This is a genomic window from Arthrobacter bussei (genome assembly GCF_009377195.2).
Classification (GTDB): Bacteria; Actinomycetota; Actinomycetes; order Actinomycetales; family Micrococcaceae; genus Arthrobacter_D; species Arthrobacter_D bussei.
On sequence record NZ_VJXX01000006.1, the window covers coordinates 173,230 to 197,637 of the forward strand.

At 70.0% G+C, this 24,408-nt stretch carries 24 protein-coding genes and 1 riboswitch; of the genes, 14 read left to right on the plus strand and 10 right to left on the minus strand.

The genetic code is table 11. The features are described 5' to 3' along the window. The first annotated feature begins 87 nt into the window (after window positions 1–87). Together FNH21_RS15285 and FNH21_RS15290 are read left to right on the plus strand one after the other, a co-directional pair. Window positions 88–1,089 (plus strand): acetamidase/formamidase family protein, encoded by a 1,002-nt coding sequence (locus FNH21_RS15285; RefSeq protein ID WP_152816906.1) that lies wholly within the window; start codon window positions 88–90, stop codon window positions 1,087–1,089. Window positions 1,090–1,139: 50 nt separating this feature from the next. Next, on the plus strand, window positions 1,140–1,901 hold the full coding sequence (locus tag FNH21_RS15290) for an SDR family NAD(P)-dependent oxidoreductase (protein WP_152816907.1): 762 nt from the start codon (window positions 1,140–1,142) through the stop codon (window positions 1,899–1,901). Window positions 1,902–2,040: 139 nt separating this feature from the next. Here the strand turns inward: FNH21_RS15290 and FNH21_RS15295 are convergent, their stop codons facing one another. Next, the gene (locus tag FNH21_RS15295; protein ID WP_338403314.1) at window positions 2,041–2,928 is read right to left on the minus strand and encodes an alpha/beta fold hydrolase; all 888 of its coding nucleotides are present in this window, start codon (window positions 2,926–2,928) and stop codon (window positions 2,041–2,043) included. A gap of 42 nt (window positions 2,929–2,970) precedes the next feature. On the opposite strand from FNH21_RS15295, the gene FNH21_RS15300 reads away from it, so the two are divergent. Continuing rightward, window positions 2,971–3,549 (plus strand): TetR/AcrR family transcriptional regulator, encoded by a 579-nt coding sequence (locus FNH21_RS15300; RefSeq protein WP_152816909.1) that lies wholly within the window; start codon window positions 2,971–2,973, stop codon window positions 3,547–3,549. Here the strand turns inward: FNH21_RS15300 and FNH21_RS15305 are convergent, their stop codons facing one another. Together FNH21_RS15305 and FNH21_RS15310 are read right to left on the minus strand one after the other, a co-directional pair. Beyond that, on the minus strand, window positions 3,550–3,843 hold the full coding sequence (locus FNH21_RS15305; protein WP_152816910.1) for a GNAT family N-acetyltransferase: 294 nt from the start codon (window positions 3,841–3,843) through the stop codon (window positions 3,550–3,552). It lies immediately after the preceding gene. 81 nt (window positions 3,844–3,924) lie between these two features. Beyond that, a complete protein-coding gene (locus FNH21_RS15310) occupies window positions 3,925–4,284 on the minus strand; it encodes a SpoIIAA family protein (RefSeq protein WP_152816911.1) in 360 nt (119 codons plus the stop codon). Window positions 4,285–4,414: 130 nt separating this feature from the next. Here FNH21_RS15310 and FNH21_RS15315 point away from each other — a divergent pair, with 130 nt between their 5' ends. From FNH21_RS15315 to FNH21_RS15340, 6 genes are all read left to right on the plus strand, one after another. Next, window positions 4,415–5,173, plus strand: coding sequence for an SDR family NAD(P)-dependent oxidoreductase (locus FNH21_RS15315; protein ID WP_152816912.1), 759 nt, complete (start codon window positions 4,415–4,417; stop codon window positions 5,171–5,173). A gap of 97 nt (window positions 5,174–5,270) precedes the next feature. Continuing rightward, window positions 5,271–5,384: riboswitch (SAM riboswitch) on the plus strand. A gap of 36 nt (window positions 5,385–5,420) precedes the next feature. Beyond that, window positions 5,421–6,809 (plus strand): LLM class flavin-dependent oxidoreductase, encoded by a 1,389-nt coding sequence (locus FNH21_RS15320; protein ID WP_152816913.1) that lies wholly within the window; start codon window positions 5,421–5,423, stop codon window positions 6,807–6,809. Window positions 6,810–6,911: 102 nt separating this feature from the next. Continuing rightward, entirely contained in the window at window positions 6,912–7,955 is a 1,044-nt protein-coding gene (locus FNH21_RS15325) for a methionine ABC transporter ATP-binding protein (RefSeq protein ID WP_152816914.1), read from the plus strand. Further along, on the plus strand, window positions 7,952–8,656 hold the full coding sequence (locus tag FNH21_RS15330) for a methionine ABC transporter permease (RefSeq protein ID WP_152816915.1): 705 nt from the start codon (window positions 7,952–7,954) through the stop codon (window positions 8,654–8,656). The genes FNH21_RS15325 and FNH21_RS15330 overlap by 4 nt, the downstream gene beginning before the upstream one ends. Before the next feature lie 92 nt (window positions 8,657–8,748). After that, on the plus strand, window positions 8,749–9,675 hold the full coding sequence (locus FNH21_RS15335; RefSeq protein ID WP_152816916.1) for a MetQ/NlpA family ABC transporter substrate-binding protein: 927 nt from the start codon (window positions 8,749–8,751) through the stop codon (window positions 9,673–9,675). Between the two features lie 221 nt (window positions 9,676–9,896). Then, a complete protein-coding gene (locus FNH21_RS15340) occupies window positions 9,897–10,550 on the plus strand; it encodes an SDR family oxidoreductase (RefSeq protein ID WP_152816917.1) in 654 nt (217 codons plus the stop codon). Between the two features lie 436 nt (window positions 10,551–10,986). Here FNH21_RS15340 and FNH21_RS15345 read toward each other — a convergent pair whose 3' ends face one another. The 3 genes from FNH21_RS15345 to FNH21_RS15355 form a co-directional block, all read right to left on the minus strand. After that, window positions 10,987–11,532: a heme-degrading domain-containing protein gene (locus FNH21_RS15345; protein WP_152816918.1), complete on the minus strand. Its 546-nt coding sequence runs from the start codon at window positions 11,530–11,532 to the stop codon at window positions 10,987–10,989. A 126-nt stretch (window positions 11,533–11,658) separates the two neighbouring features. Then, window positions 11,659–12,651 (minus strand): zinc metalloprotease, encoded by a 993-nt coding sequence (locus tag FNH21_RS15350; RefSeq protein ID WP_152816919.1) that lies wholly within the window; start codon window positions 12,649–12,651, stop codon window positions 11,659–11,661. Between the two features lie 213 nt (window positions 12,652–12,864). After that, window positions 12,865–13,854: a pullulanase X25 domain-containing protein gene (locus tag FNH21_RS15355; protein WP_152816920.1), complete on the minus strand. Its 990-nt coding sequence runs from the start codon at window positions 13,852–13,854 to the stop codon at window positions 12,865–12,867. 236 nt (window positions 13,855–14,090) lie between these two features. On the opposite strand from FNH21_RS15355, the gene FNH21_RS15360 reads away from it, so the two are divergent. Together FNH21_RS15360 and FNH21_RS15365 are read left to right on the plus strand one after the other, a co-directional pair. Then, window positions 14,091–14,585 carry a DoxX family protein gene (locus FNH21_RS15360; protein ID WP_152816921.1) on the plus strand — a complete coding sequence of 165 codons (495 nt, stop codon included), beginning with the start codon at window positions 14,091–14,093 and terminating at the stop codon, window positions 14,583–14,585. A 110-nt stretch (window positions 14,586–14,695) separates the two neighbouring features. Next, window positions 14,696–15,565: a Rieske (2Fe-2S) protein gene (locus FNH21_RS15365; protein ID WP_152816922.1), complete on the plus strand. Its 870-nt coding sequence runs from the start codon at window positions 14,696–14,698 to the stop codon at window positions 15,563–15,565. Between the two features lie 61 nt (window positions 15,566–15,626). Here FNH21_RS15365 and FNH21_RS15370 read toward each other — a convergent pair whose 3' ends face one another. Next, window positions 15,627–16,862, minus strand: coding sequence for a saccharopine dehydrogenase family protein (locus FNH21_RS15370; RefSeq protein WP_152816923.1), 1,236 nt, complete (start codon window positions 16,860–16,862; stop codon window positions 15,627–15,629). Continuing rightward, window positions 16,862–18,421 carry an APC family permease gene (locus FNH21_RS15375; protein ID WP_152816924.1) on the minus strand — a complete coding sequence of 520 codons (1,560 nt, stop codon included), beginning with the start codon at window positions 18,419–18,421 and terminating at the stop codon, window positions 16,862–16,864. Before FNH21_RS15375 ends, FNH21_RS15370 begins: the two co-directional genes overlap by 1 nt. A 99-nt stretch (window positions 18,422–18,520) precedes the next feature. On the opposite strand from FNH21_RS15375, the gene FNH21_RS15380 reads away from it, so the two are divergent. From FNH21_RS15380 to FNH21_RS15390, 3 genes are all read left to right on the plus strand, one after another. Continuing rightward, window positions 18,521–19,063, plus strand: coding sequence for a TetR/AcrR family transcriptional regulator (locus FNH21_RS15380; protein WP_152816925.1), 543 nt, complete (start codon window positions 18,521–18,523; stop codon window positions 19,061–19,063). 138 nt (window positions 19,064–19,201) lie between these two features. Continuing rightward, a complete protein-coding gene (locus FNH21_RS15385) occupies window positions 19,202–21,394 on the plus strand; it encodes a choice-of-anchor I family protein (RefSeq protein ID WP_191932043.1) in 2,193 nt (730 codons plus the stop codon). A 130-nt stretch (window positions 21,395–21,524) separates the two neighbouring features. Then, entirely contained in the window at window positions 21,525–23,159 is a 1,635-nt protein-coding gene (locus FNH21_RS15390; protein ID WP_152816926.1) for an alkaline phosphatase D family protein, read from the plus strand. Between the two features lie 77 nt (window positions 23,160–23,236). On the opposite strand, the gene FNH21_RS15395 is transcribed toward FNH21_RS15390, so the two are convergent. Next, window positions 23,237–23,683, minus strand: coding sequence for an excalibur calcium-binding domain-containing protein (locus FNH21_RS15395; RefSeq protein WP_152816927.1), 447 nt, complete (start codon window positions 23,681–23,683; stop codon window positions 23,237–23,239). Window positions 23,684–23,811: 128 nt separating this feature from the next. Beyond that, window positions 23,812–24,135: an NIPSNAP family protein gene (locus FNH21_RS15400; protein ID WP_152816928.1), complete on the minus strand. Its 324-nt coding sequence runs from the start codon at window positions 24,133–24,135 to the stop codon at window positions 23,812–23,814. Window positions 24,136–24,408 lie beyond the last annotated feature (273 nt).

Genomic DNA, 24,408 nt, shown 5'->3' on the forward strand with positions numbered 1-24,408 from the left:
AGTGTCCCGGCCCGGGGCGCCGGATGCAGGGATCGATACCCGCACCGGACCCTTGTCGGGGTCGGGGCCGCCCCGTAGCATCCGGTCATGGAGATCATCGAGTACCACCCGCGGCGGGACCAGCTCGTCTACACCTTCGGCGGCAGCGCCCCCGTGCTGAGGGTGCAGCCGGGTACCGCCCTCCGGCTCTGGTCCGAGGACGCCTTCAACAACGCCCTCACCTCGATCGACGACGTCAGCGGGGAGAAGGTGGACCTCGACTTCGTCAACCCGCAGACGGGGCCGTTCTACGTGGAGGGCGCGGAACCGGGGGACACCCTGGCCCTCCACATCGCCGATCTGACGCCGGCCCGGTCCTACGGCGCCTCGGCCACCATCCCGTTCTTCGGCGGCCTGACCAGCACGGACCGCACCGCCACGCTCCAGGACCCGCTGCCGGACATCACGTGGATCTACCACGTGGACACCGAGCGGCGGACGGTGGGCTTCCAGTCGCGACGCGGGGATTTCGAGGTCGCACTCCCGCTCGAGCCGATGCTCGGGACGGTCGGGGTGGCACCTCCCGGAGGCGAGGTGCGGTCCAGCCTGGTGCCGGAACGGTTCGGCGGGAACATGGACGCACCGGACGTGAAGGCGGGCACCACGGTGTACCTCGGCGTGAACGTCGAGGGTGCCCTGTTCTCGATCGGCGACGGCCACTACCGGCAGGGCGAGGGCGAGGCGTGCGGCACGGCCGTCGAGGGGGCCATGCACTCGACCATCATCGTGGAACTCGTCAAGGGCGGTGCGCCGGCGTGGCCCCGCATCGAGACCGACTACCACTGGGGCGCCGTCGGTTCCTCGCGGCCCATGGAGGACGCATGGCGGATCGGGCAGGTGGAGATGGTGCGCTGGTTCGGCGATCTCTTCGGCCTGCACCAGCTCGATGCCTACCAGCTGCTGACGCAGACGGCCCTCGCGCCGATCGCCAATGCCGTCGACGCGAACTACAGCGTGGTGGTCAAGGCGCCCAAGGCACTCTTCCCGTCCGCCGACGCCTACGGGGGCCTGCACGCGCACCTCAGGCGCCAGGCCGCAGACCTGCGCTGACGTCCCGCGCCCGGACACCAGTCCGGCGCCAGTCCTACCGAAGGAGCACCATGGACCTGCAGCTGACCGGCGTCACCGCCCTCGTGACCGGAGGCACCAAAGGCATCGGCAGGGCCATCGTCCGGTCCTTCGCCGAGGAGGGGGCGAATGTCGCGTTCTGCGCACGGGACGCCGGGGAGGTCGCGGCGACCGAGCAGGCGTTCGCGTCGTCGTCGGGCCGCGTCGGCGGCTCCGTGCTCGACGTCGGCGACGGGGTGGCGGTTGCCGCCTGGGTGGACGCCGTGGCGGGTGACTTCGGGGGGATCGACGCGGTGGTCAGCAACGTCAGCGCGCTCGCGATCGAGGACACGGAGGAGAACTGGGAGGCGAGCCTCCGGGTCGATCTGCTCGGGACGGTGCGCCTGGTCAAGGCGGCCCTCCCGCACCTGGCGAGGAGTTCGACGCCGTCGATCACGGCGATCTCGAGTGTCTCCGGCCGCGAGGTGGACTTCGCCTCGGGGCCGTACGGCACCGTGAAGTCGGCGCTGATCGCCTACGTGGCGGGCCTCGCCTTCCAGCTCGCCGGGCAGGGCATCCGGGCGAACACCGTCTCTCCCGGCAACACCTACCACGAGGGCGGTGTGTGGGAGAGCATCGAGGGCGGTAACCCCGAACTCTTCGCCACCGCGATGGGCCTCAATCCCACGGGCCGGATGGGCACGCCGGAGGAGGTGGCGGACGCCGTCGTCTTCCTCGCCAGTCCCCGGTCCAGCCGTACCACGGGCGCCAATCTCCTGATCGACGGCGGCCTCACCCGCGGCATCCAGTTCTGACGAAGCACGACGGGCAGACCGGAACGGATGCAGGGCGGGGTACTCCGGTGGCCCGGACCGGAATCAGCAGGCCTGGCCGTGGCACCGAGGGGGACGTGCGCCGGTCACGGGACCGGCGCACGTCCCCCTCGGTCAGGGCCTACGTGGCGAGGAACGGGAGGAGGATCTCGTTGATCTCCGTACCGTGGGTCCAGAGCATGCCGTGGGGCGCACCCTCGATCTCGACGTACTCGGCGGCGGGCAGGCGCTTGGTGAACTCGCGTCCCGTCGCATCGATGGGCAGGATGCGGTCGTCGGTGCCGTGCGCGATCAGGGTGGGGACGGTGATCTTCTCGATGTCGGCGCGGAAGTCCGTCAGCCAGGAGTCGACGACGGCGAAGGACGCGTACCAGGACGAGCCCGAGGCCACGTTCCAGGCGTTGCGGAGGGCTTCCTCGCTCAGGCGGTTGCCGAGGAAGGTGTCGGTGTTGAAGAAGTCGTTGTAGAAGTTCGTGAACCAGGCGTAGCGGTCCTCGATGGCGGCGGAGCGGATGCCGTCGAACACGGTCGAGGGGACGCCCGTGGGGTTGTCGTCGGTCTGCAGCAGGAACGGTTCGAGCGAGGCGAGGAAGACGGCCTTGGCGACACGGGCCTCGCCGTAGGTCCCGATGTACCGGCCCACCTCGCCGGTGCCCATCGAGAATCCGACGAGCACGGCGTCGTTGAGGTCGAGGGTCTCGAGCACCGTGTTGAGATCGGCGGCGAAGGTGTCGTAGTCGTAGCCGGTGGTGGGTTTGCTGGACTGGCCGAAGCCCCGGCGGTCGTACGTGATGACGCGGTACCCGGCGTTCAGGAGGGCCGCGGTCTGCTTCTCCCAGGAACCACCGTCCAGCGGGTAGCCGTGGATGAGGACGACCGGCTGGCCTGCGCCGTGGTCCTCGTAGTAGAGGTGGAGGTCCGTGCTGTTCTCGGTGCCGACCTTGATGAAACCCGTGATCCGATCCCTTTCCTCGAGCGGTGAGAACGGTCGTTCTCTCCTGCTGCTCACAGCGTATAGAACGATCGTTCTCAAAACAAGTAGAATGGCTGGATGACTTCTGACGACGTGCGGACGCGCATCATCGCGACCGCCGATGACCTCTACAACGCGCGCGGCATCCAGTCCGTCGGCATGGACGAACTGCGGACGGCCGCCGGGGTCTCGCTCAAGAAGCTCTACCAGGAGTTCCCCTCGAAGAGCAGCATCGTCATGGCCGTCCTCGAGCGGTGGCACGCGTCATGGACCGAAGGGCTGGACGCGCGGGTACGGCAGGCCGATGCACCGCGGGACCGGCTGCTGGCGATGTTCGACTACCTCGCCGAGTGGTTCGGGCAGGACTCGTTCCGCGGCTGCGGCTTCATCAACAGCTTCGCGGAGCTGGGTGCCGTGAGCCCCGACGTCGCCGAGTACGCCCGCAAGCACAAGGAGTCCTTCCAGGTCTACGTCGGCCACCTGGCAGCGGACGCGGGAGCGCCGTCGGACCTCGCCCCTCAGCTGTCGATCCTGGCCGAGGGTGCACAGACGACGGCGGCGATCGCCGGCACCTCCGACGCCGCCGGCCATGCACGGAGGGCTGCCGAGGTGCTCGTCGACGCTGCGCTCATGCGCCCGTCACGTCGTGCCGGCTGATCAGCCGACCAGGTCGCGGTACTCGGGGTGGTCGTCGATGAACGCCGCGACGAACTCGCACTCGGGCACCACCGTCAGGCGCCGGTCCCGTGCGTCGTCGAGCGCGTGGCGGATCAGGGTGCTGCCGACGCCACGGCCCTCCAGGTCCTCGTCGACCACGGTGTGCGTGAAGACGATGGTGTCATCGGAGAGCTCGTAGGCGGCGATGCCCGCCGGATCGCCGTCGAGTGCTGCCTCGTAACGGCTCTTCGCCTTGTTGTCGGTGACGGCCACGTCTGGATGCTCGCTGCTCATGGAGTCACTCTGGCACCCGCGCCGACAGGCGGTCAACGACACGACGCTGGGCGTGCGCGGCTCCTCCCCTGGCTCCGGGAGCTAGGCCGGAGCGTGCGACGAGCTCGATTCGAGGAGCCAGGCGACGGCGTCGGTCTCCGAGGTGAAGTACCGGGTCGCGGTGGGGGAGCGGTGGGAGAAGCCCGACATCACTTCGTCCACGACGTCCTGGCCGACCAGCGCCACCCTGGAGAATCCGCGGTAGCTGCTCATCCCGATCCGGGCCTCGGGCGTGATGCCCGTGATGCCGTGCATGTGGACGAGGAGCGGCAGGGCCGTCGGTCCGTGGAACTCGGCGAGGGCCGCGGCCGCGGCGACGGCGTACGGGTGGGTGATCTCGACACCTCGTCGCCAGCGCAGTCTCAGGATCCCGCGGTCGAAGTTCGCGGTGAACGGGTCCATCGAAGTCCTTCGATCGGCGGCTGGGGGCATTGATCAGCCAGCGTAGCAAGACGCACCCCCGGATCGCTTCGACCGTCCACAGGTGCCCATTCCGCCGTACGGGCGCCGTGCAGGTTGTAGCCTCCTGTCCATGACACTGAGCATTCTGGTGACCGGGGCCAGTCGAGGTATCGGCGCAGCCATCGCCCTGGACCTGTCCGGGCGGGGGCACCGCATCGCCGTGCACGCGGGGCGGGACACGGCGGCGGCGGAGGCCGTCCGGGACGGACTCCCCGGAGCGGGTCACACCGTCGTTGTCGGCGATGTCGGTGATCCTGACGCCTGCCGGCGCATCGTCGACAGTGCCGTCGATTCCCTCGGCGGAATCGACGTGCTGGTCAACAACGCGGGCATCTTCGAGGCGCATCCCGTCGACGGCACGTCCTTCGAGGAATGGCAGCAGGCCTGGCGCCGCACCCTCGACGTGAACCTGCTCGGTCCGGCGAACCTCGCCTGGCTCGTGGCGCGGCACCTCGTCGGACGCCCCGCAGGTCCGGAGGGCGGGCGCCTCGTCAGCGTCGGGTCCCGGGGCGCCTACCGCGGTGAACCCGCCACGCCCGCGTACGGCGCGAGTAAGGCGGGGCTGCACGCACTGACGCAGTCGCTCGCCGTCGCCCTCGCACCGCACGGGATCCTCGCCGCCGCCGTCGCGCCCGGCTTCGTCGAGACCGACATGGGCAGGACCGTCCTCGACGGTCCGGGCGGGGACGCGGTGCGCGCGCAGAGCCCGTTCAACCGTGTGGCGACGCCGGAGGACATCGCCCGGACGGTGGGCTGGCTCGCCACCGACGCGCCGCTCTGGGTCAGCGGGACCGTGGTGGACGCCAACGGGGCGTCCTACCTGAGGTGAGGCCGGCCCGGCGGGCCGTCCACCACATTGCCTCGTGACGTTCTGTGACGACGGCCGATGGACGCCTGCAGGGCCTCGCCCTTAGGCTCGGGCGCAGAATCAAGAGTTCCAACGCAAAACCCTGGTTTGTTGGACGGCAACCCTCTCGCTGTAGCGGGGTGCCCCAGGTGAGGATTCGGCCCGTCATGCACCGTGCGGGCAAGTATGGCGCTTCCTTCCGGCAGTGCCCCGGACACGAGGATCCTTCATGACCTCTGCACCCCGCCGTATCCGCTTCAATGCCTTCGACATGAACTGCGTGGGCCACCAGTCGCCCGGTCTCTGGCGGCACCCTGAGGACCAGTCCTGGCGCTACAAGGACCTGCGCTACTGGGCGGACCTCGCGCAGACCCTGGAGAAGGGCCTGTTCGACGGCATCTTCATCGCGGACGTCCTCGGCACCTACGACGTCTTCGGCGGCTCTAACGAGGCGACGCTGCGCCAGGGGACGCAGACGCCGGTCAACGACCCATTCCTGCTCGTCTCCGCGATGGCCCTCGTCACGGAACACCTCGGCTTCGGCGTCACGGCCGGCACGGCCTACGAGCACCCGTACCCCTTCGCGCGGCGCCTCTCCACCCTGGACCACCTGACCGACGGCCGCGTGGGCTGGAACGTCGTCACCGGCTACCTGCCCTCCGCGGCCCGCAACATGGGCCACGAAGACCAGCTGGAGCACGACCAGCGCTACGACCACGCCGACGAATACCTCGAGGTGCTCTACAAGCTCCTCGAAGGCTCCTGGGAGGACGACGCCGTCGTCCGCGACCGCGAGACCGGCGTCTTCACCGATCCCGCGAAGGTCCACGAGATCCAGCACGACGGCACGTTCTTCACCGTCCCCGGTATCCACCTCAGCGAGCCGTCGCCCCAGCGCACCCCCGTCATCTACCAGGCAGGGGCCTCCCCGCGGGGTATCGCCTTCGCGGCGGGCAACGCGGAAGCGGTCTTCGTCGGCTCGCCCACGAAGGCCCTCCTCAAGGACGCCGTGCGCAAGATCCGCGACGCCGTCGAGGCCGAGGGGCGCGACCGCTACGCCGTGCGCATCTACACGATGCTGACCGTCATCACGGACGAGACCGAGGAGAAGGCGCACGCCAAGCACGCCGACTACCAGCAGTACGTCAGCTACGAGGGAGCGCTCGTCCTGCTCTCCGGCTGGCTGGGCATCGACCTCAGCGTCTATGACCCCGACGAGCCGATCGGCAATGTGCAGTCCAACGCCATCCAGTCCGCCGTGGCCAACTTCCAGAAAGTGAACGACGACGGCGCCCCCTGGACCGTCCGCGACATCGCCGAGTGGGCCGGCATCGGCGGGCTGGGGCCGAGGGTCGTCGGATCCGGTGCGCAGGTGGCCGACGAGCTGCAGTCCTGGGTCGAGGAGACGGACGTGGACGGGTTCAACCTCGCCTACGCCATCACGCCGGGCTCCTTCGAGGACGTCATCACCCACGTGGTGCCCGAGCTGCAGAAGCGCGGCGCCTATCCGACGGACTACGCGGAGGGGACCCTCCGCCAGAAGCTGTTCGGTAAGGGTGACCGTCTTCCCGCGGAACACCGCGGTGCAGGCTACCGGCTCCAGCCCGCCCGCCCCTGACGCACCCGTCCGGCCGCGCCCCTGACGCACCCGTCCGGCCGCGCACCCGCGACGCCCGCGCTCCAGCCTCTCCTGCCCCGCTCGACCTTCCCGAGGAACCCCATGATCTCGCTGAGACACCTGACAAAGACCTATGGCCGCGGCGACGCCTCCGTCACCGTGCTCGACCGCCTCGACTTCGAGGTGCCCACCGGGCGGATCGCCGCTGTGGTCGGCCCGAGCGGTGCCGGCAAGAGCACCCTCGCGCAGTGCATCAACCTCCTCGAACGCCCCACGTCGGGGTCCGTCGTCGTGAACGGTGAGGACCTCTCCGGCCTGCCCGAGAAGCGCCTCCGCGACGCGCGGCGCCGGATCGGCACCGTCTTCCAGTCCTCGAGCCTGCTCAGCCGTCGCACGGCCGCCGAGAACATCGCCCTCCCCCTCGACTTCCTCGGAGTGACTCCGCAGGAGACGAGGAGCCGGGTCGGTGAACTGCTGGAGCGCGTCGGACTCACCGACAAGGCGGGCCACTACCCGTTCCAGCTCTCGGGTGGGCAGGCGCAGCGCGTCGGCATCGCCCGGGCGCTCGCGCTGCGTCCTTCGATCCTCCTGGCCGACGAAGCCACCTCCGGGCTCGACCCGGACACCACGCGTTCCGTCGTCGGACTCGTCCGCGAACTGCGCGACGATCTCGATCTCACGGTCGTGTTCATCACCCACGAGATGGACACGGTGCGTCAGGTCGCCGATACCGTCGCCCGGCTCGACCACGGGAGGATCGTAGAGCAGGGCAGCCTCGTGGACCTGCTGACCTCGCACGGCTCCCGCCTCGGTCGCTCGCTGCAGCCCCGCCGCGGCCACGCCGGACCGGAAGCCGGCACGCGGACCTGGTTCGTCACCTACGATTCCACCACCGTTCCCGGCGACTGGATCCAGCGCGTGACCGCCGACCTCGGGGCGAGCGTGCACCTCCTGGGGGCATCGGTCGAGACCGTGCACGGGGTCAACACCGGCAGCGCGACGCTCGGCATCGGGACGGAGGACGACGCCCGCGTCGTGGCGGCGCTCGCCCGGTGCGGACTGAGCGGCACTCCCGACCACTCCGCCGCAACCTTCGGTCAGACCGACGAGCGGATCCTCGCCGGAGCCCTCGAGGACGCGGCATGAGCGCCGTCGTCCTGCCGCGCGCCGACGTCCCCCTCGGGGACTTGCCCGCCCTCCTGCTCCCCGCCTACGGGGAGACCGTCACCATGGTGGGCATCGTCATGGCCGTGGTCCTCGTGATCGGTACACCCCTCGGTGTGCTGCTCCACAACGTGGCCCCCGGCGGACTCTACGAGCGCCCGGCGCTGCACACCGTGCTCAGCTGGATCATCAGCATCGGCCGGTCGCTGCCCTTCCTCATCCTGATGGCGGCGATCGTACCGTTCACGCGCTTCGTCACGGGCACGAACATCGGCATCGCCGCAGCGGTCGTGCCGATGTCGCTCGCGGGCATCGCGTTCTTCACGCGCATCGTCGAGAACGCCCTGCGTTCGGTACCGCCGTCCATCATCCAGGTGGCGCGGGCCGCGGGTGGGTCCAATCTCCAGATCATGCGGTCCGCGCAGTTCGGCGAGGCCGTCCCCGCGGTGATCGGCGGCCTCACCATCCAGGTGATCGCGATGATCGAGTACTCGGCCATCGCGGGCACCATCGGGGCCGGGGGCATCGGCTACGTCGCCGTGACCTACGGCTACCAGCGGTTCGACAACACCGTGATGCTCGCGACGATCGTGATCCTCGTGGTCACCGTCGCCCTCGTGCAGGTGGCCGGCGACCGCCTGGTCCGCTTCGCCACGCCGCAGAAACGGCTCCAGCGCGCCTGACCCGTCGTCGGCTCCATCCCGCTCCACCGCCGCCCAGTTTTTCTGCCCCACCCGACACCGCGCCCTCCGGCGCGCCCAGAAAGGCCTCCACCATGTCCGAGAACACCCCTTCCCCCTCCGCCGGCGCACCGACCCCCGAGGCCGATCACGGCTTCACGCTCCGCAAGCGACGCAAGGCCCCCTGGATCGCGGGAGGCGCCGTCGTCGTGCTCGCGGCCGGTGCCTTCATCGCCGTCCCGCTCCTGAATCCCGCGGAATCCGCAGCCGAGACCGAGGGCGCCACCCTCCACGTCGCCACCGCCGAGGGGAACCACGCCGAGCAGGCGCTCATCGAGTTCATCGACCGCGAGGTCGCGCCGAAGTACGGCATCGACATCGAGTTCAAGGGGCTCAGCGACAGCAACACCATCAACCGGGCGGTGAGCGAGGGCGAGGTGGCAGCGACCCTCTACCAGCACGAACTGTGGCTCGGGCAGGTCCTCCAGGCCAACCCGGACTTCCGCGAGACCGCGGTGGCGCCGGTGTTCCGTTGGGGCTTCGGGATCTGGTCGGACAAGTACACGAGCGTCGACCAGATCCCCGACGGCGGCACCATCTCGCTGTACTCCGACCCCGCCAACGAGGCCCAGGGGCTGTGGCTGCTCGAGCGGGCCGGCCTGATCACCCTGAAGGACGGCGTGGACAAGTGGGCGGCTACCCAGGACGACATCGCGACCAATCCCAAGAACCTCACCTTCACGCTCCTCGACTTCGGGGCGCAGTCGAGGGCGCTCCCGGACCTCGATGCCGCCGTCGGCTACACGGAGTACTACACCGCGGCGAAGGTACCCCTGGAGAAGCAGATCTTCGCGCCTGCGGCGCCGGACGAGTTCGCCTCGCAGCTGACCGTCGGCACCGACTACCTGGAGACGGAGAACATCCAGAAGCTCACCGAGGCCTTCGCCGACCCCGCCGTCCAGGAGTTCCTCACCACGGACCCGAGCGTGAAGGACCTCCTGCTGCCGATCGACGCCTCCTGAGGGCTGCGCCCGGGGACGGCGGGCTCCTCCTCGCCGCTGCCCGGGCACGGTGGGCACGGCAGGCACTGTGGGCAGGGTGGGCAGGGTGGGCAGGGTGGGCACGGCGTCCGGGTGACGGGAATACGGGTGCGCTCCGGGCTGAACCGCCCGGAAGCGGTGGCACCGGCACTGGGTGGGGACTAGCGTCGGGACCAGACAATCCATCGATCGAAGGAGTTCCCATGTCACGCGTAGCCATCATCGGCGGGCACGGCAAAGTAGCGCTGCACCTCACGAAGATCCTCACGGACCAGGGCCACCAGGTCAGCTCGATCTTCCGCAACCAGGACCACGCCGCCGACGTCGAGGAGGCCGGCGCCACGCCCGTCGTCGCCGATCTCGCAGAGCTCTCGGTGCAGGACATGGCGGACGTCTTCAGCGGGCACGATGCCGTGGTCTGGTCCGCCGGCTCCGGTGGGAGCAGCCCCGAGGCCACGTACGCCATCGACCGCGACGCCGCGATCCGGTCGATGGATGCCGCCGAGCAGGCGTCCGTGGGCCGGTACGTCATGGTGTCCTACCTCGGGGCGGGCAAGGACCACGGTGTCCCCGAGGACAACAGCTTCTTCCACTACGCCGAGTCGAAGGCCGCCGCCGACGAGCATCTGCGCCACTCGAAGCTGGCCTGGACCATCCTCGGTCCCGGCTCCCTGACCACCGATCCGGGGACCGGCACGATCGAGGTGTCCGACGAGCCCCAGCAGGATTCGGTGCCGCGCGAGGACGTGGCGCACGTGGCCGCCGTCGTGCTCGGGGACCTCGGGACGGTGGACCGGACCATCCAGTTCAACAGCGGTCCGACGCCGATCGCCGAGGCGATCGAGGCGGCCATCTAGAACGCGGACCACCGAATGACGACGGCGCCGGGCCTGATCCGGCGCCGTCGTCGTGTGTCGGGCCTGTGTGTCACGGGCCTGTCCGGGCGTCGTCGTCGCGTCCTTCGCGCACCAGCAGCCCTGTCTGCCCTGTGACTGCCGTTGAGACGGGACCGTTCAAGCGGCCGCTGCGACGTGGTGGGGCGACAGCGCTGCTTCCTGCACCCCTTTCACGCCCCGAACTGCGTGTCTCGGCGCGACACGCCGCTGCAAGGCCGGATTGTCAGGGAAAGGGCGTGCACGAAGGCACACCCCGGAGGCTGACTCGGGGCGGGTGGGACGGCGACCGAACGGCGTGCACGAAGGCAGACCCCGGAGGCTGACTCGGGGCGGGTGGTACGGCGACGACGGCTGGGTGGGCGTGCACGAAGCCACGCCCCGGCGGGGAGGAACCCGGTCAGAGCCCGTCGGCGGCGTGGAACGTGCGGAGCGCCTCGACCACGAGCTTGTGGTCCTCGAGCTGCGGCAGGCCGGACACGGTCACGGTGGCCACCGGTCCCACGCCCCGGATGTACAGGGGGAAGGAGCCTCCGTGCGCCGCGTAGGTCGACTGGTCGACCATCGGATTGCCCTCGAAGCGGCCGCCGTTGCGCCGTGCCCTCAACCCGACGAGCAGCGACGGCACCAGGTAGCGGGCAGCAGTGCGGCTCTTGGCGTCGAGCCAGAAGTCGTTGTCGGGTGTGGCGCCGTCGAGCGCGGCCCGGAAGAGGATGTGGTTCGGTTTGCTGATGCCGATGGCGATCGGCAGGTTCCGGCCCACCCCCATCTGCACGAGGAGCTGGCCGAGCGCCACGGCGTCGTCGTTGGTGAAGCGGGTGAACTGGAGCTCGGCAACCTCGCCCTCGACCTTCGCGATGAGCGCTTCGAGTGCGTCCACGGGCTGGTCGCCGCCACCGTCTGGATCGAACGGGCGAAGGACTGTCGAGGGGGCATCATTGCTCATTGGTCAAATCTACGTGGTCGGGAGTGGTCGGCGGAATCGCCGGCGGTGGACGATCTCCGGTGGTCTTGACACCGCGCGGCGGCGTCTTACCTGCGGCTCGGGCACCGTGCGGGCAGCTGCCGGGAATCAGTGGCCCGGTGCGCAGGGTCCTGACCCGAGCAGGGCGAGGCCCGCCCGGTCGCCCGGGCCGAAGGACACCAGCCCGGTGTTCGCCTCGTACATCAGCTCGCGCGGATCGTCCACGTGATCGAGCCCGACGACATGGGTGAGTTCGTGCATGAGGGTCGCCCGGACGAGGTCCCTTCCCGCGGGGTACGCCAGCATCCCGGTCGCATCGGGCGCGTCGATCTGCACCTGCCCACCGACATAGACGAGCGGCTCTCCGGGGACGTACGCGTACTCACTGCCACCCAGTCCGGCAATGTCGCCGGCGAGCTGGGGAATCTCCGCGGGGCTCGTCCAGGTGATGAGGAGGGGCGCCCAGGTCCGGCCGTAGAGCTCCGGCTGGTAGAGATCGCGCTCCTCGGACGGCCCCTCCGTCGTCAATCCGTCATCGACGAAGTGCAGCCCGGTGGCCGCGGACACCTCCGCCACGGCTTCCTGCACGAGCCCTTCCGTCCCCGGCGGCGCATTGTCCGGGCGGACGACGTAGTGCACCGGGCGGCACGGGTCGACAGCCACCCAGTCCTGCGACTCGGTGGGGGACGGGAGGAGCTGATAGGCGCCCGATGCCGGAACGAGCGGTGGTGTGCCGAGCGGACTGTCCTGTGCCTCGACGCCCCGGGGTGGCACATTCGCGCCGGGCAGGTAGGGCAGGGTGATCGGCAGGACGAAGCGGTCGAACAGCGATGGCGTCGCGTACAGGAGGGCGACGAGCAGGACGACCCCGATCGCGGTGGTGGAGGACCGGGTTCGGGACGCCCGCCGTCGTGATCCTCGGAGCCCGGCCCGCCTCCTCCGCCGGGAGTGGGTCGCAGGTGCGCGCCACGGGTGAGGATCACTCGCCACGCCCACGGCGTCGTCCAGCGCCCACTGCGGGACCCTGCCCGAGGGCGAGCGCCGCAGCTTGCCGGCCCCGTCCCTGCGCTCGTGGTACCAGTCCCGATCCATCGCACCCATGTGCAGCCCCCATCCAGTCCCTCCCATGCTGAGGGAGGTCGTGGACGCGGGCGGACGGCAGGGCGGGTCCTTGGGCAAAGCTGCGGCAAGGCTGAGCGGAACGACGACGGCCCCGCCTCCTGCTGTGCGGCAGTGATTCGCGCGATCCCGGAACGACGACGGCCCCGCCTCCTGCCGCACGGGCAGGTGACGGGGCCGTCGGCCGGGATCGGCCTAGGAGGTCGTGATGTCCCTCGTGGCGTAGTCGAAGCGGAACGTGACCGACGTGTCCGAGAGCAGGTGCAGTTCGTGGTTGGCGCCGTCGCGCACGCCGAACCGGCCGTAGTTCTCGTCCCAGGTGCCGTTCACGAGGATCTTGAACTGGTAGGTGCCGGCGGGCAGCTGCAGCGTCTGCTTCCAGACGTTCTCGGTCGGCTCCCACACGAACTGCAGCTCGCGGAGGTCGGTGCTCCAGTGACCTGTCTCGCCGAACAGCGGATCGAAGTCGCCGGAGAGTGCGACGGACTGCGGCTGATCGTGCCAGGCTTCGTCGGCGGGAGTGTCGGTCGGTACCTGCTCGGTCGCGACGTCGGGGGAGACCTCGAGGGTCGGGGCGACGTCGGGCGGGGTGGGGTCCTCGGAGTTCGTGGCGTCGGCGGGGGCGAGGTCCGCCATGGTCTCCGAGACGTCCGACTCCTCGGCCGTCGCGGGCGGCTCCGACGAGGACGGCTCGGACCCCTCAGTCGACGCCGTCGCGTCCGCCTCCGTGTCGGTCCGCACGGCCTGCACGGCCTGCACGGCCTGCGCGTCCTCGCCGAGGGACTCGGGGGACTGCGGCGCATGCGTGACGGCCGGGGCCTGCTCGGGCACGGGGGCGCCGCTGATCATGGCGTTGATGAACTGGTCGGGATCGGCGAACGCGTGGACCGCGCGGATGCCCTCGTCGGTCGCCGTCCAGCCGGAGCGGCCCTTGACCAGCCAGCCGGCCTTCACGAGCTTGGCCGTCGCCGTCGTCAGGGCCTTGAACCCGCGGGGGACGCCGCCGGAGAGGAGCTCGGCCTCCTTGGCGTCGAAGGGGACTGCCGCCACGGCCTGAGACATCACGTCGCTGGGCGCGACGCTGTTCCCGGCCTCCTGGTGCTCGGCGAGTAGGGCGAGGGTGGTGCGCAGGCGGACGCTGGTGCTGTTCCGGGGGGCGATGACGATCTCCTTCGTGGTGTTCATACGGCGTGCTGCGGTCCATCATGACCGCGGGTCCCCGCGCGCGGTGAGGAATCTGCGGAGCGCATGCTCCTACCCAGGCGGATCGCGGCGTGCTAGGACTGCGGACGGCAGCACACTGATGGTATCGAAGGAACCGCGCCCGGTGCGCCCCGGGGCGCCGGATGACGGCCCGACGTCGGCGGGCGACCACGTGGACCCGGCCGTGCCGTCCGATGGGTCGGTGCTAGGTTCGCGGGATGGCAGCAAGACGAGGGATCGGCACGAGAACCGGCACGACGACGGCGCGCACCTCGTTGCCCCGCACCATTGCGCGCCTGGTGCTCGGAGCCTTCCTCCTGTTCGCGGGGACCGCACACCTGACCGTCGCCCGGTCCGAGTTCGCCGCCCAGGTACCGTCCTGGCTGCCGCTCGACGCGGACGTCGTGGTGGTGGCGTCCGGCGTCGTCGAACTGCTTCTCGGTGCGGCGCTCGTCGCGCTCGGGCGGTACCGGGTCGTCGTCGGGTGGGTGGTCGCCGCGTTCTTCGTCGCGATCTTCCCGGGCAACATCGCCCAGTACGTCGAGGGCGTGAGCGCCTTCGGCCTGGACACCGACGCGGCACGCCTGACCCGGCTGTTCTTCCAGCCCGTGCTCGTCCTCTGGGCGCTCTGGTCCACGGGCGCCTGGCGGGACCGTGCGGTCCTGAGCCGGACCGGGCGGGACCGGACCGGGCGGAACCGTCCGCGGCGTTAGGGTACGCGGCCCGATCCGGCAAGAGCCCACCACCCGTCGGGGTTCATCAGTATGCTTCCCATATCAGCTGGTGGTGTTCGCCGCCCGGACCTGCGATTTGGGAGAACTCCATGAAGACACTCCGTCCCCTCCAGTCCATCGACAAGCTCGAGAACGCCGCGGCACTGGATCCGGTGGCCAACAAGGTCCGCGACGTGGTGCAGGCCGTACTCAAGCCCGGCGCCCTGCGCGATATCCTGCACGGCGTGCCCATCGGCCACCCGCTGCACCCCCTGATGATCCTCGTCCCGACCGGAAGCTGGCTCTCCGCAGCGGTCCTCGACCTGCTTCCGGGATCCAACAAGGCGTCCGCCGTCCTCATCGGCACCGGTGTCGCCAGCGCTGCCCCCACGGCGCTCGCCGGCTGGGCCGACTGGTCCGAAGGCCACGAGCAGCAGCTGCGCGTCGGGATCGTGCACGCGACCGCCAACCTGATCGCCGTCGGCCTGTACACCGGCTCGCTCGTCCAGCGGCTGCGCGGCAGGTCCGGCAAGCTGCTCTCCTACACGGGCCTCGTGGTCGTCTCGGCCGGTGGCTTCCTCGGTGGGCACATGTCCTACCGGCAGTCGCTCGGCGCCAACCACAACGAGGACGTGCCGCACCGCATCGAGGCCGGCTGGCACTCCATCGGGTCCCTCGAGGAACTGCAGGAGGGCAAGCTCGAGAAGCGCGTGCTGGGCGAGATCCCGCTCGTCGTCTTCCGCCGGGGCAGCGAGGTCTCGGTGCTCTCCAACACCTGCAGCCACCTCTCCGGGCCGCTGAACGAGGGTGAGGTCACGTTCGACGACGGCAATCCGTGCGTCGTGTGCCCGTGGCACAACAGCGGGTTCTCACTGAAGACCGGTGAGGTGGTGCAGGGTCCCGCGACCTCTCCTCAGCACTCCTTCGAGACGCGGGTGATCGCCGGCCAGGTCGAGGTGTCGCTCCCCAACGCGGGCTGAACGGGCAGGGCCGGATCTCGGCGGCGGCGCGGGCGGAAGCGCTCGCCGCCGTCGCCCCGGGTCAGGCCGCGCCGGCGTCGCGCTCCTCGAGGCCCCACGGCGAGCCGTAGCCGGCGGGGGCGTCGGCGGCGAGCAGGTCAAGGAACGGTTGGGCGTCGAAGGCCTCCGGGCCGAGGACGCCGGAACCGCTCCAGGCACCGGAGGCCAGGAGTTCCAGTGCGAGCACCGGATTGACGGCGGTCTGCCAGACCACGGCCTGCGAGTTGTACTCCGCCATGGACCACTCGTTGTCCACCACGTGGTAGAGATACACGGCCCGGGGTGCGCCGTCGGTCCCGGTGCCCGTCACGTACACGCCGGCGCAGGTCTTGCCCTGCATCCGGTCGCCGAGCGTCGCCGGATCAGGCAGCGCGGCTGCCACGACGTCGCGCGGGGCCACCGATACGCCCTTCACGTCGAGGGGTGCGGTGGAGTCCAGGCCCAGGGTGTGCAGCGTGCGGAGCACCGTGATGAACTCCTCGCCGAGCCCGTACTTGAAGGTGACTCTGCGGGCCTTCGTCCAGCGGGGCATGAGGATCACCTCCTCGTGCTCCACGTTGACGCATTCCACCGGGCCGATCCCCTCGGGGAACTCGAACACCTCCGGCTCGCTGAACCGGGCTGTGGTGAACCAGCCGCGGTCCCGCTCGAAGATCACCGGTGGATTCAGGCATTCCTCGATCGTGGTCCAGATGGAGAACGACGGCGCGAAGTCGTACCCCTCGACGGTGAGATTGGCGCCGTCGCGCACCCCGAGTTCCTCGATGGAGGAGAAAAGGTGGTCCTCTGCGTAGCGGGCGAAGACGTCGGAGAGGCCCGGTTCCACGCCCATGCCGACGAGCGCGAGGCGGCCGGCGGCCTCCCACTGCGCGGCCGCGGCGAACTGCTCGTCGCCGAGCATCACCCCGGTCTGCTCGTGCGGGTGGTCCGGGTGCGGTGCGGACAGGCTCATCGCCATGTCGAGGTACGTGGCGCCCGCCTCGAAGCAGCCGTCGAAGATCGGCATCACGAAGCGCGGGTCCACGGCGTTCAGCACGTGCGTGATGGCGTGCTCGCGGACCACGGCGGCGACGGCGGACGACGACGACGCATCGATCTCCGCGGCGACCAGCCGCGGGTCGCCGAGTTCGTCGACGAGCGCCTGCGGCCGGGCGGGGTCGTAGTCGGCGACCACGAGGGCGTCGAAGAACGGCCGCCGGACGGCGATCCGGACGGCGGCCGAGCCGACGCCACCGGCGCCGATGATGAGGATGCGCATCAGGAAAGTCCTCCGTCGATGGAGCGTCGGTAGATGTCAGGGGAATCGGGGACCAGGACGGGGGAGTCCTCGGTGAGGGTCTTCCCGGCGAAGAACGGGCGGGAGGCGGGGCGGGTGCGCCAGAGCAGCATGAGGACCAGGCCGAGGGCCAGGGACCCGATGCCCACCACGAACGTCCCGCCGATGCCGAACAGGACGCTGTACCCGTAGTCGACGTCGGCCATGTCGATGGCGGACTTGAAGAAGGCCGCGGTGAGCATCAGGGCCCCGAGCAGGGGGAGCAGGAAGCGGAAGACCACGTTGTGCCGGGAGTCGAAGAGCTCGCGGCGGAAGTACCAGACGCAGGCGTAGCCCGTGATGGCGTAGTAGAAGGCGATGGCCAGGCCGAGCGAGAGGATCGAGTCCGCGAGGATGTTCTCGCTGATGATCGTCATGACGATGTAGTACGCGATCGCGGCGATGCCCATGACCAGTGTGGAGAACGACGGCGTCCTGAACCCGGGGTGGACGGTGGCGAAGCGCTCGGGTAGCGCCCGGTAGACGGCCATCGACAGTGTCCCGCGGGCGGTCGGGAGGATGGTGGTCTGCGTGGAGGAGACGGCCGAGACCAGCACGGCGATCACGAGCAGCCACGACCAGGGGCCGAGGACCACGTCCTTGAGTGCCAGGAAGACGTCGTCGGCGTTAGCTTCGTTGCCGAGGCCCACGCCGTCCTCGCCTACGCCCGCGTACATCATGGCCGCGACGGTGACGCCGACATAGGTCACCAGCAGCAGGACGGTCGAGATCAGGGCGGCGCGGCCCGGGATGCGCCGGGCGTCCTTCGTCTCCTCGTTGAGGGCCAGGCACGCGTCCCAGCCCCAGTAGATGAACAGCGCGAGGAGGATCGCCTCCGTGAAGCCCTCGACGCTCTCGAACGCGAAGGGGTTGAACCAGTCCGCGGACGGCGCCGTCGCTTTCTCCGCGGTCCCGTTGGCCACACCCACCAGGGCGAAGACCACGAAGAGGGCCAGCGCGAGGTACTGCACGGCCAGCAGGATGTTCTGGAGGCGGGCGCCGATCTCCACGCCGCGATAGCTCACGTAGGTCATCAGGGCGATGAAGACGACGCCGGTCGCCGTGACCACGAGAGGATCCTCGGCGAGTGATCCGTCCCCCACGAGCAGCCAGAGGTAGATGCCGCCGATCTGCGCCAGGTTGGCCAGCACGATGATCCCCGCGACGGCGACGCCCCATCCGGCCATCCAGCCGGCCCAGGGGCCGAAGGCCTTCGTCGCCCAGGTGAAGGAGGTGCCGCAGTCCGGGACGGCCTCGTTGAGCTCACGGTAGGCGAAGGCGACGAACAGCATCGGGATGAACGCGACGATGAAGGCGATCGGCGCCTGGGCGCCGACGGCGAGGACCACGAAGCCGAGGGTGGCGACGAGCGAGTAGACCGGGGCCGTCGAGGCCAGTCCGATCACCACGGAGCCCCACAGTCCGAGGGTCCCGGCGGCGAGCCCCTTGCCCGACCTCCGGGAGCCGCCCGGGAGGGTGTGGTCAGCGGGGGTGAGCGGCATGGCGACCTCGACTCCTCGGCGGCGTCGGTCCTCCGACGCGGTGATGCAGCACACAATACCGACCAGTCGGTTTTCTGACCAGCCCCTAGACTTCCCCTCATGCGCCTCGCCCCACGGACCCCCCAGCGACTGCTCGACGCCTACGAGGACCTGCTGGTGACCGAGGGGGAGCGCAGCGCGACGCTCGACGCGATAGCGCAGCGCGCCGGCGTCTCCAAGGGCGGGCTGACCTACCATTTCCGCTCGAAGGACGAGCTGACCGCTGCGCTCTTCGACCGCCTGCGCGTGCTCGTCGAGGAGGACCTCGGGATCATGCGCGCGGCTCCCGCCGAGGCCGCGCGCTACTACATCAGGAGTTCGCTCGACATCGCGAGCCCGCTCGAGCGGTGCAACGTCGCGGTGACCCGCCTCGCGCAGGGTTCCAACCCCGGGGCCAACGAGCTGCTCGCGTGGTGCCGGGTCCAGTGGTTCGACGTCCTGCTGGAAGCCCTCGGGAACGAGGACATGGTGCACCTGGTCATGCTGCTCGGTGACGGGATCTACTTCACCGCGTCCCTCAGCGGTACAGGCGCCATGCCGTCGGAGACCGATCCGTCCACGATCGACCGCATCATCGCCCTGATCGACACCATCACGCCCTGACCCCGCCGCCGGATGCCGCCGTGGCAGAGGACCAGGGTGTCCCTCCGATCGTCACTCCCCGGCAGAGGTGCGTTCACCCGGGAGCCATGTTCGCTTCGTAGACAGGACAGGACCCGTCCGTCCTGACCCGGGAGCAGCATGCCGTCGTCCAGCCCCACCCGCCGTACCGCCACCCGAGCTGCCGCCGCGCTCGCCGCCGTCGCCCTCAGCGGGGCGGGCCTGCTCGCGCTCCCGGCGGTCGGTGCCGTCGTCCCGGCGCCGATCAGCTTCCCGGGCGAGGACGCGGCCCTGACGCTCGAGCCGATCGGCTCCTACGAGAGCGGGGTCTTCGACGAGTCGGCGGCCGAGATCGTCGCGTACCACGCCGGCAGCCAACGGCTCTTCGTCGTCAACGCGCTGCTCGGGGCGGTGGACGTCCTCGACGTCGCCGATCCCACCACCCCCGCCAAGCTCTTCACCATCGCGGGCGACGGCGTCGCCAACTCTGTCGCCATCCGGCCGGACGGACTGGGCGTCATCGCCCTCGAAGCGCCCGTCAAGACCGACGCGGGCTCCCTCGTGTTCTTCGACGCCGCGGGAAGTGGGGACATCCTCGGCTCGGTGCAGGTCGGAGCGCTGCCGGACATGGTGGCCCTGTCCGGGGACGGGGCCTACGCCGTCGTCGCGAACGAGGGCGAGCCGAACGAGGACTACACCGTGGACCCGGAAGGGTCCGTCAGCGTCGTCGCCCTGCCGTCCGGCCTGGCTGCTCCGCTGCAGGATGCCGTCCGTTCGGCCGGCTTCGGTGCGTACGAGGCGCCGGGGAACGGTGGGACCAGGGCGCTGCCCGACGGCGTCCGCATCTTCGCGGGTGTCGCCGGGTCCGCGCGTCCCGTGTCGGAGAACCTCGAGCCGGAGTACGTCGCGATCGACGGCGGCGCCGCCTACGTGACGCTGCAGGAGAACAACGCGATCGCCGTCGTCGACCTGGGTGCCGCCGAGGTCACCGGCCTCCTGCCGCTCGGTGCGAAGAACCACGGGCTGCCCGGCAACGGGCTCGACGCGTCGGATCGCGACCCGCAGGGAGCGCCGACCATCAGCATCCGCACGTACGAGGGGCTCAACGGGCTCTACATGCCGGACGCGATGAGCGCGTACTCGGTGGGCGGGCAGACCTACCTGGTCACGGCCAACGAAGGCGACGCCCGCGAATGGGGCGACTACGTGGAGGGTGCGCGCGTGAAGGACCTCGGCACCGGCACACGTGCTCCGCTCTGCGCCGACAGCCCTCTCGCAGGCCTGACCGGCGACGGTGATCTGGGGCGTCTGAACGTCAGTACCGCGAGCGGCCTCACTGAGGCAGGCTGCTATGACGAACTCTTCGCCTTCGGTGCACGCTCGTTCTCGATCTGGACCCCGGACGGCACCCAGGTGTTCGATTCCGGCGACGACTTCGAGCAGATCACCGCAGCGGCGAACCCCGGGTTCTTCAACTCGAACCACACGGAGTCCAACCTCGAGGGCCGCAGCGACGACAAGGGCCCCGAGCCCGAGGGGGTCACCGTCGGCGAGATCGACGGCCGCACCTATGCGTTCATCGGCTTCGAGCGGGTGGGTGGGATCGCCGTCTACGACATCACGAACCCCGTGGCGAGCACCTTCGTCACCTATGTGAACAACCGCGACTTAGCGCAGTCGGTCGGCGACGGCGGCGACCTCGCGCTCGCGGGCGACCTCGGCCCGGAAGGTATCACCTTCATCCCGGCGGAGGGTTCGCCGACCGGCCAGCCGATGCTCGCCGTCGGCAACGAGGTGTCCGGGACCACCACGCTGTTCGCGGTCTCGGTTGCACCGACCCCTACGCAGACCCCTACGCAGACCCCTACGCAGACCCCTACGCCGACGCCGACCCCTACGCCGACGCTGACCGCCTCCCCGACGCCGACGCCGACCCCGACGCTGACCGCCTCGCCGACGCCGACGTCGCCGCCGAGCCCCACCCCCGCGCCGACTTCTCCGCCAACCGGTTCACCGAGTCCGACGCCGTCAGCTGCGCCTACACCTTCGCCGACGCTGCCCGTACCGGCCGATGAACCCATCGACAGCGGTCCAGACAGTGGTCCAGGCAGTGGTCCAGACAACGGCTCGAGTGGCGGCCCGGGTACGGGCGGTGGCCCTGACGACGGGTTTGACGACGGGTCCGACGACGGGTTCTTCAGCCCGACCGGCGAACTGGCGTCGACCGGCGCGAGCGTCCTGCTCCTGGCGGCAGCGGGTGTCGTGTTCGGTCTCGTCGGGGTCCTCCTCCTGGTCCTCCGGCGCCTGACCCGTGGCGACGCGACGACCGGCTGATCCTGCCGTGTCAGGAGGCCCGGCGCTCCGGCGAGCACGCACCTGCGCAGGAGGTGAACGCTCGGCGAACTCTCGAGGAAGAGCGCCGGGTAACCATCCAGGATGCGGATTGGCGGGTTTAGATCGATCCATGACTTCCCTCTCCCGCCGCACCGTCCTCCGGGCTGCCGGCACGGTCGCCGCAGCCGGCGCCGTCGTCGTTCCCGTCACCACCGCCCGGTCCACGCCCGCCGCCGCCGCGACCGGCACCTTCACCCATGGCGTCGCGTCCGGAGATCCGCTGCCCGACGGCGTCCTGCTGTGGACACGCGTGACACCCAGGCGGGATGCCAAGCCGGGGTCCGGTCGGGGTCCGGCGGTACCGGTCCGCTGGGAGGTCTCGACGACGTCGGACTTCCGCCGCATCGTGGCGCGCGGTACTGCGAAGACGGGGCCCGAGCGTGACCACACGGTGAAGGTCGACGTGCGCGGGCTGCTACCCGCCACCGGGTACTGGTACCGGTTCATCAGCGGTCATGAGCAGTCGCCGGTCGGCCGCACCCGGACCGCTCCTGCGGAGCAAGCGGCCGTCGATCTCCTGCGGGTCGGCGTCGTGTCCTGCGCCAACCTGCAGGCCGGGTACTTCTCGTCCTACCGCCACCTCGCCGCGCGCGGGGACCTCGACCTCGTACTGCACCTCGGGGACTACCTCTACGAGTACGCGCCGGGGGAGTACCAGGCGCGCGACGTCGTCGTCCGCCCGCACGATCCGCCCGTCGAGATGACCACGTTGGAGCACTACCGGCGCCGGCACGCGCAGTACAAGCAGGATCCGGACCTGCAGGCGCTGCACGCCGCGGTGCCGTTCGTCGTGACGTGGGACGACCACGAGTCGACGAACGACGCGTGGGAGGGCGGCGCTGAGAACCACACCGAGGGGGCCGAGGGCGCGTGGGTGGACCGCCGCGCGGCCGCCATGCAGGCGTACGCCGAGTGGATGCCCGTCCGCTACGAGGCCGGCGGTCAGCTGTACCGCCGGCTCGCCTTCGGGTCGCTGGCGAGCATCTCCATGCTGGATCTCCGGTCCTACCGCGACCAGCAGGCGGCGACGACGACGGACCCCGCCATCGGCGACCCGGACCGCAGCATCACGGGCGAGGCGCAGATGGAGTGGCTGCTCGACGGACTGTCGACGCAGCAGGCGCAGTGGAAGCTGGTGGGCAACTCGGTCATGATCACGCCGGTCCTCTTCCCGCCCGCGCTCGGCGCGGCCGCCGTCGAGGGCATGGAGAAGCTGATGGGTGCGACGACGGTCGACGGCGTCCCGTACAACATCGACCAGTGGGACGGCTACACGGCGGACCAGTCACGGGTGCTGCGGCACCTCGGCGACAACGGGATCGAGAACACGGTCTTCCTCACCGGTGACATCCACTCCGGGTGGGCCTGCGATCTTCCCGCGGACCGTGCCACCTATCCCGTCACCGGCGCCTCCGTCGGGACGGAACTGGTGTGCACCTCCGTGACCAGCGACAACCTCGACGACATCCTGGGAGCACCGCCGCGGACGGCGTCCCTCGGGGTCGAAGCGCGCTTCCGGACCAACAACCCGCACGTCAAGTACCTCGACTTCGACTCCCACGGGTACTCGGTCCTCGAGGTGCGGCCCGGCGGCATGCGCATGGACTGGTACGTGCTGTCCGACCGGACCGACAGGGCGGCGACGTCGAGCCTGTCGGAGTCCTTCCAGGTCCTCGCGGGAACGCAGAAGGTGTCGCGCATCTGAGCACGACGCCGCGAGAGGGTCGGACACGACGATGCCCGGCACACCAGGTGCCGGGCATCGTCAGGATCGAGGACGCGTCAGTTCGTGGCCATCCGACGGCGGACGACGAAGGCTCCGCCGACGACGGCCAGCACCAGGCCGCCACCGAGCGCGAGGGCGGCCGAGTCGTCGCCCTGCGGGGTCTGGGCGACGCCGGTATCCGCGCCGCCGACGGGCATCTGGCCCATCTGCTGCGGCACGGTCGGCGTCACCGGGGGAGCGACAGGAGTGTTCTCAGCGACGATCCGGGCGACGACATTGGCGTCGTAGGCAGGCGTGCCTGCGGCGTCACAGCCGAAGCCGTCCCTGTCAGCATCGAGGCCGAGCTGGTACCCAGGTGTTCCGGCCGGGATGTTGTAGACGCCCACCGCTGCAGCCTCGCTGCAGTTGTTGAACGGCAGGCCGACGGCCAGGGCCGGGCCTGCGGACAGGACGGACAGGCCGGCGACGGCGGTGGTGGCCAGGGCGATCGAGATCTTCTTCATTGAATACTCCTGAGACGTTGGTGGTGCTGGTTCCCCGACCGTACGGGGGCGGCTGTCCTCATGAGGCGGGGACCGCTGACCTCAGGAATAGGTTGCAGAGCGCAACTACATGGCCTATGCGGTCGGGACTACCGCTTCAGGAGCACCGGCACCAGATCGGTCGCGTCGAGCATGACCGTCTCGATCTTCTCCGTCAGCGACCCGTCGATCTCCGACGCCGCCTTCGCGTCGATCCACCGCTGGTCCGTACCGAACGCCGTCCAGTTCGCCTTGGGATCGCCGTCGTGCTGAAGGAGGTAGACGAGGACCTCGGGGTTGTCGACGGGCGTCCAGTAGCCGAGGCTCGTCATGTCGTGCTCGGTGAAAAGGTCGATGGTGACGGAGCGGAAGCGCTCCATGAGGGCGTCCATCTTGCCGGGAGTCGCGGTGTAGGTGCGCAGTTCGTAGGTCATCCCCCGATCCTGTCGCACAAGGAGGTCCAGGTCGAGCGGGCCGCTGGTCGCCGCGACGCCCTGGCCGGCAGTGTTGCCTGAGGCCCCCGTCCTTCCCCCGGTCGTCCGTGCTGAGTAGAGTTCGCCGCACGGACCCCCGTGGGCTCGTCGGGAGCAGACCTGCGCTGGGCAGAGTCGTGGTGTGCGACCACTGTTGGACGTGTGTCTGCGGCCTGGAAGCCGTGCAACGGGCACCTGTTCCCCTTCCCTGAGGGGTTCGGGCCGGAGGTTCCC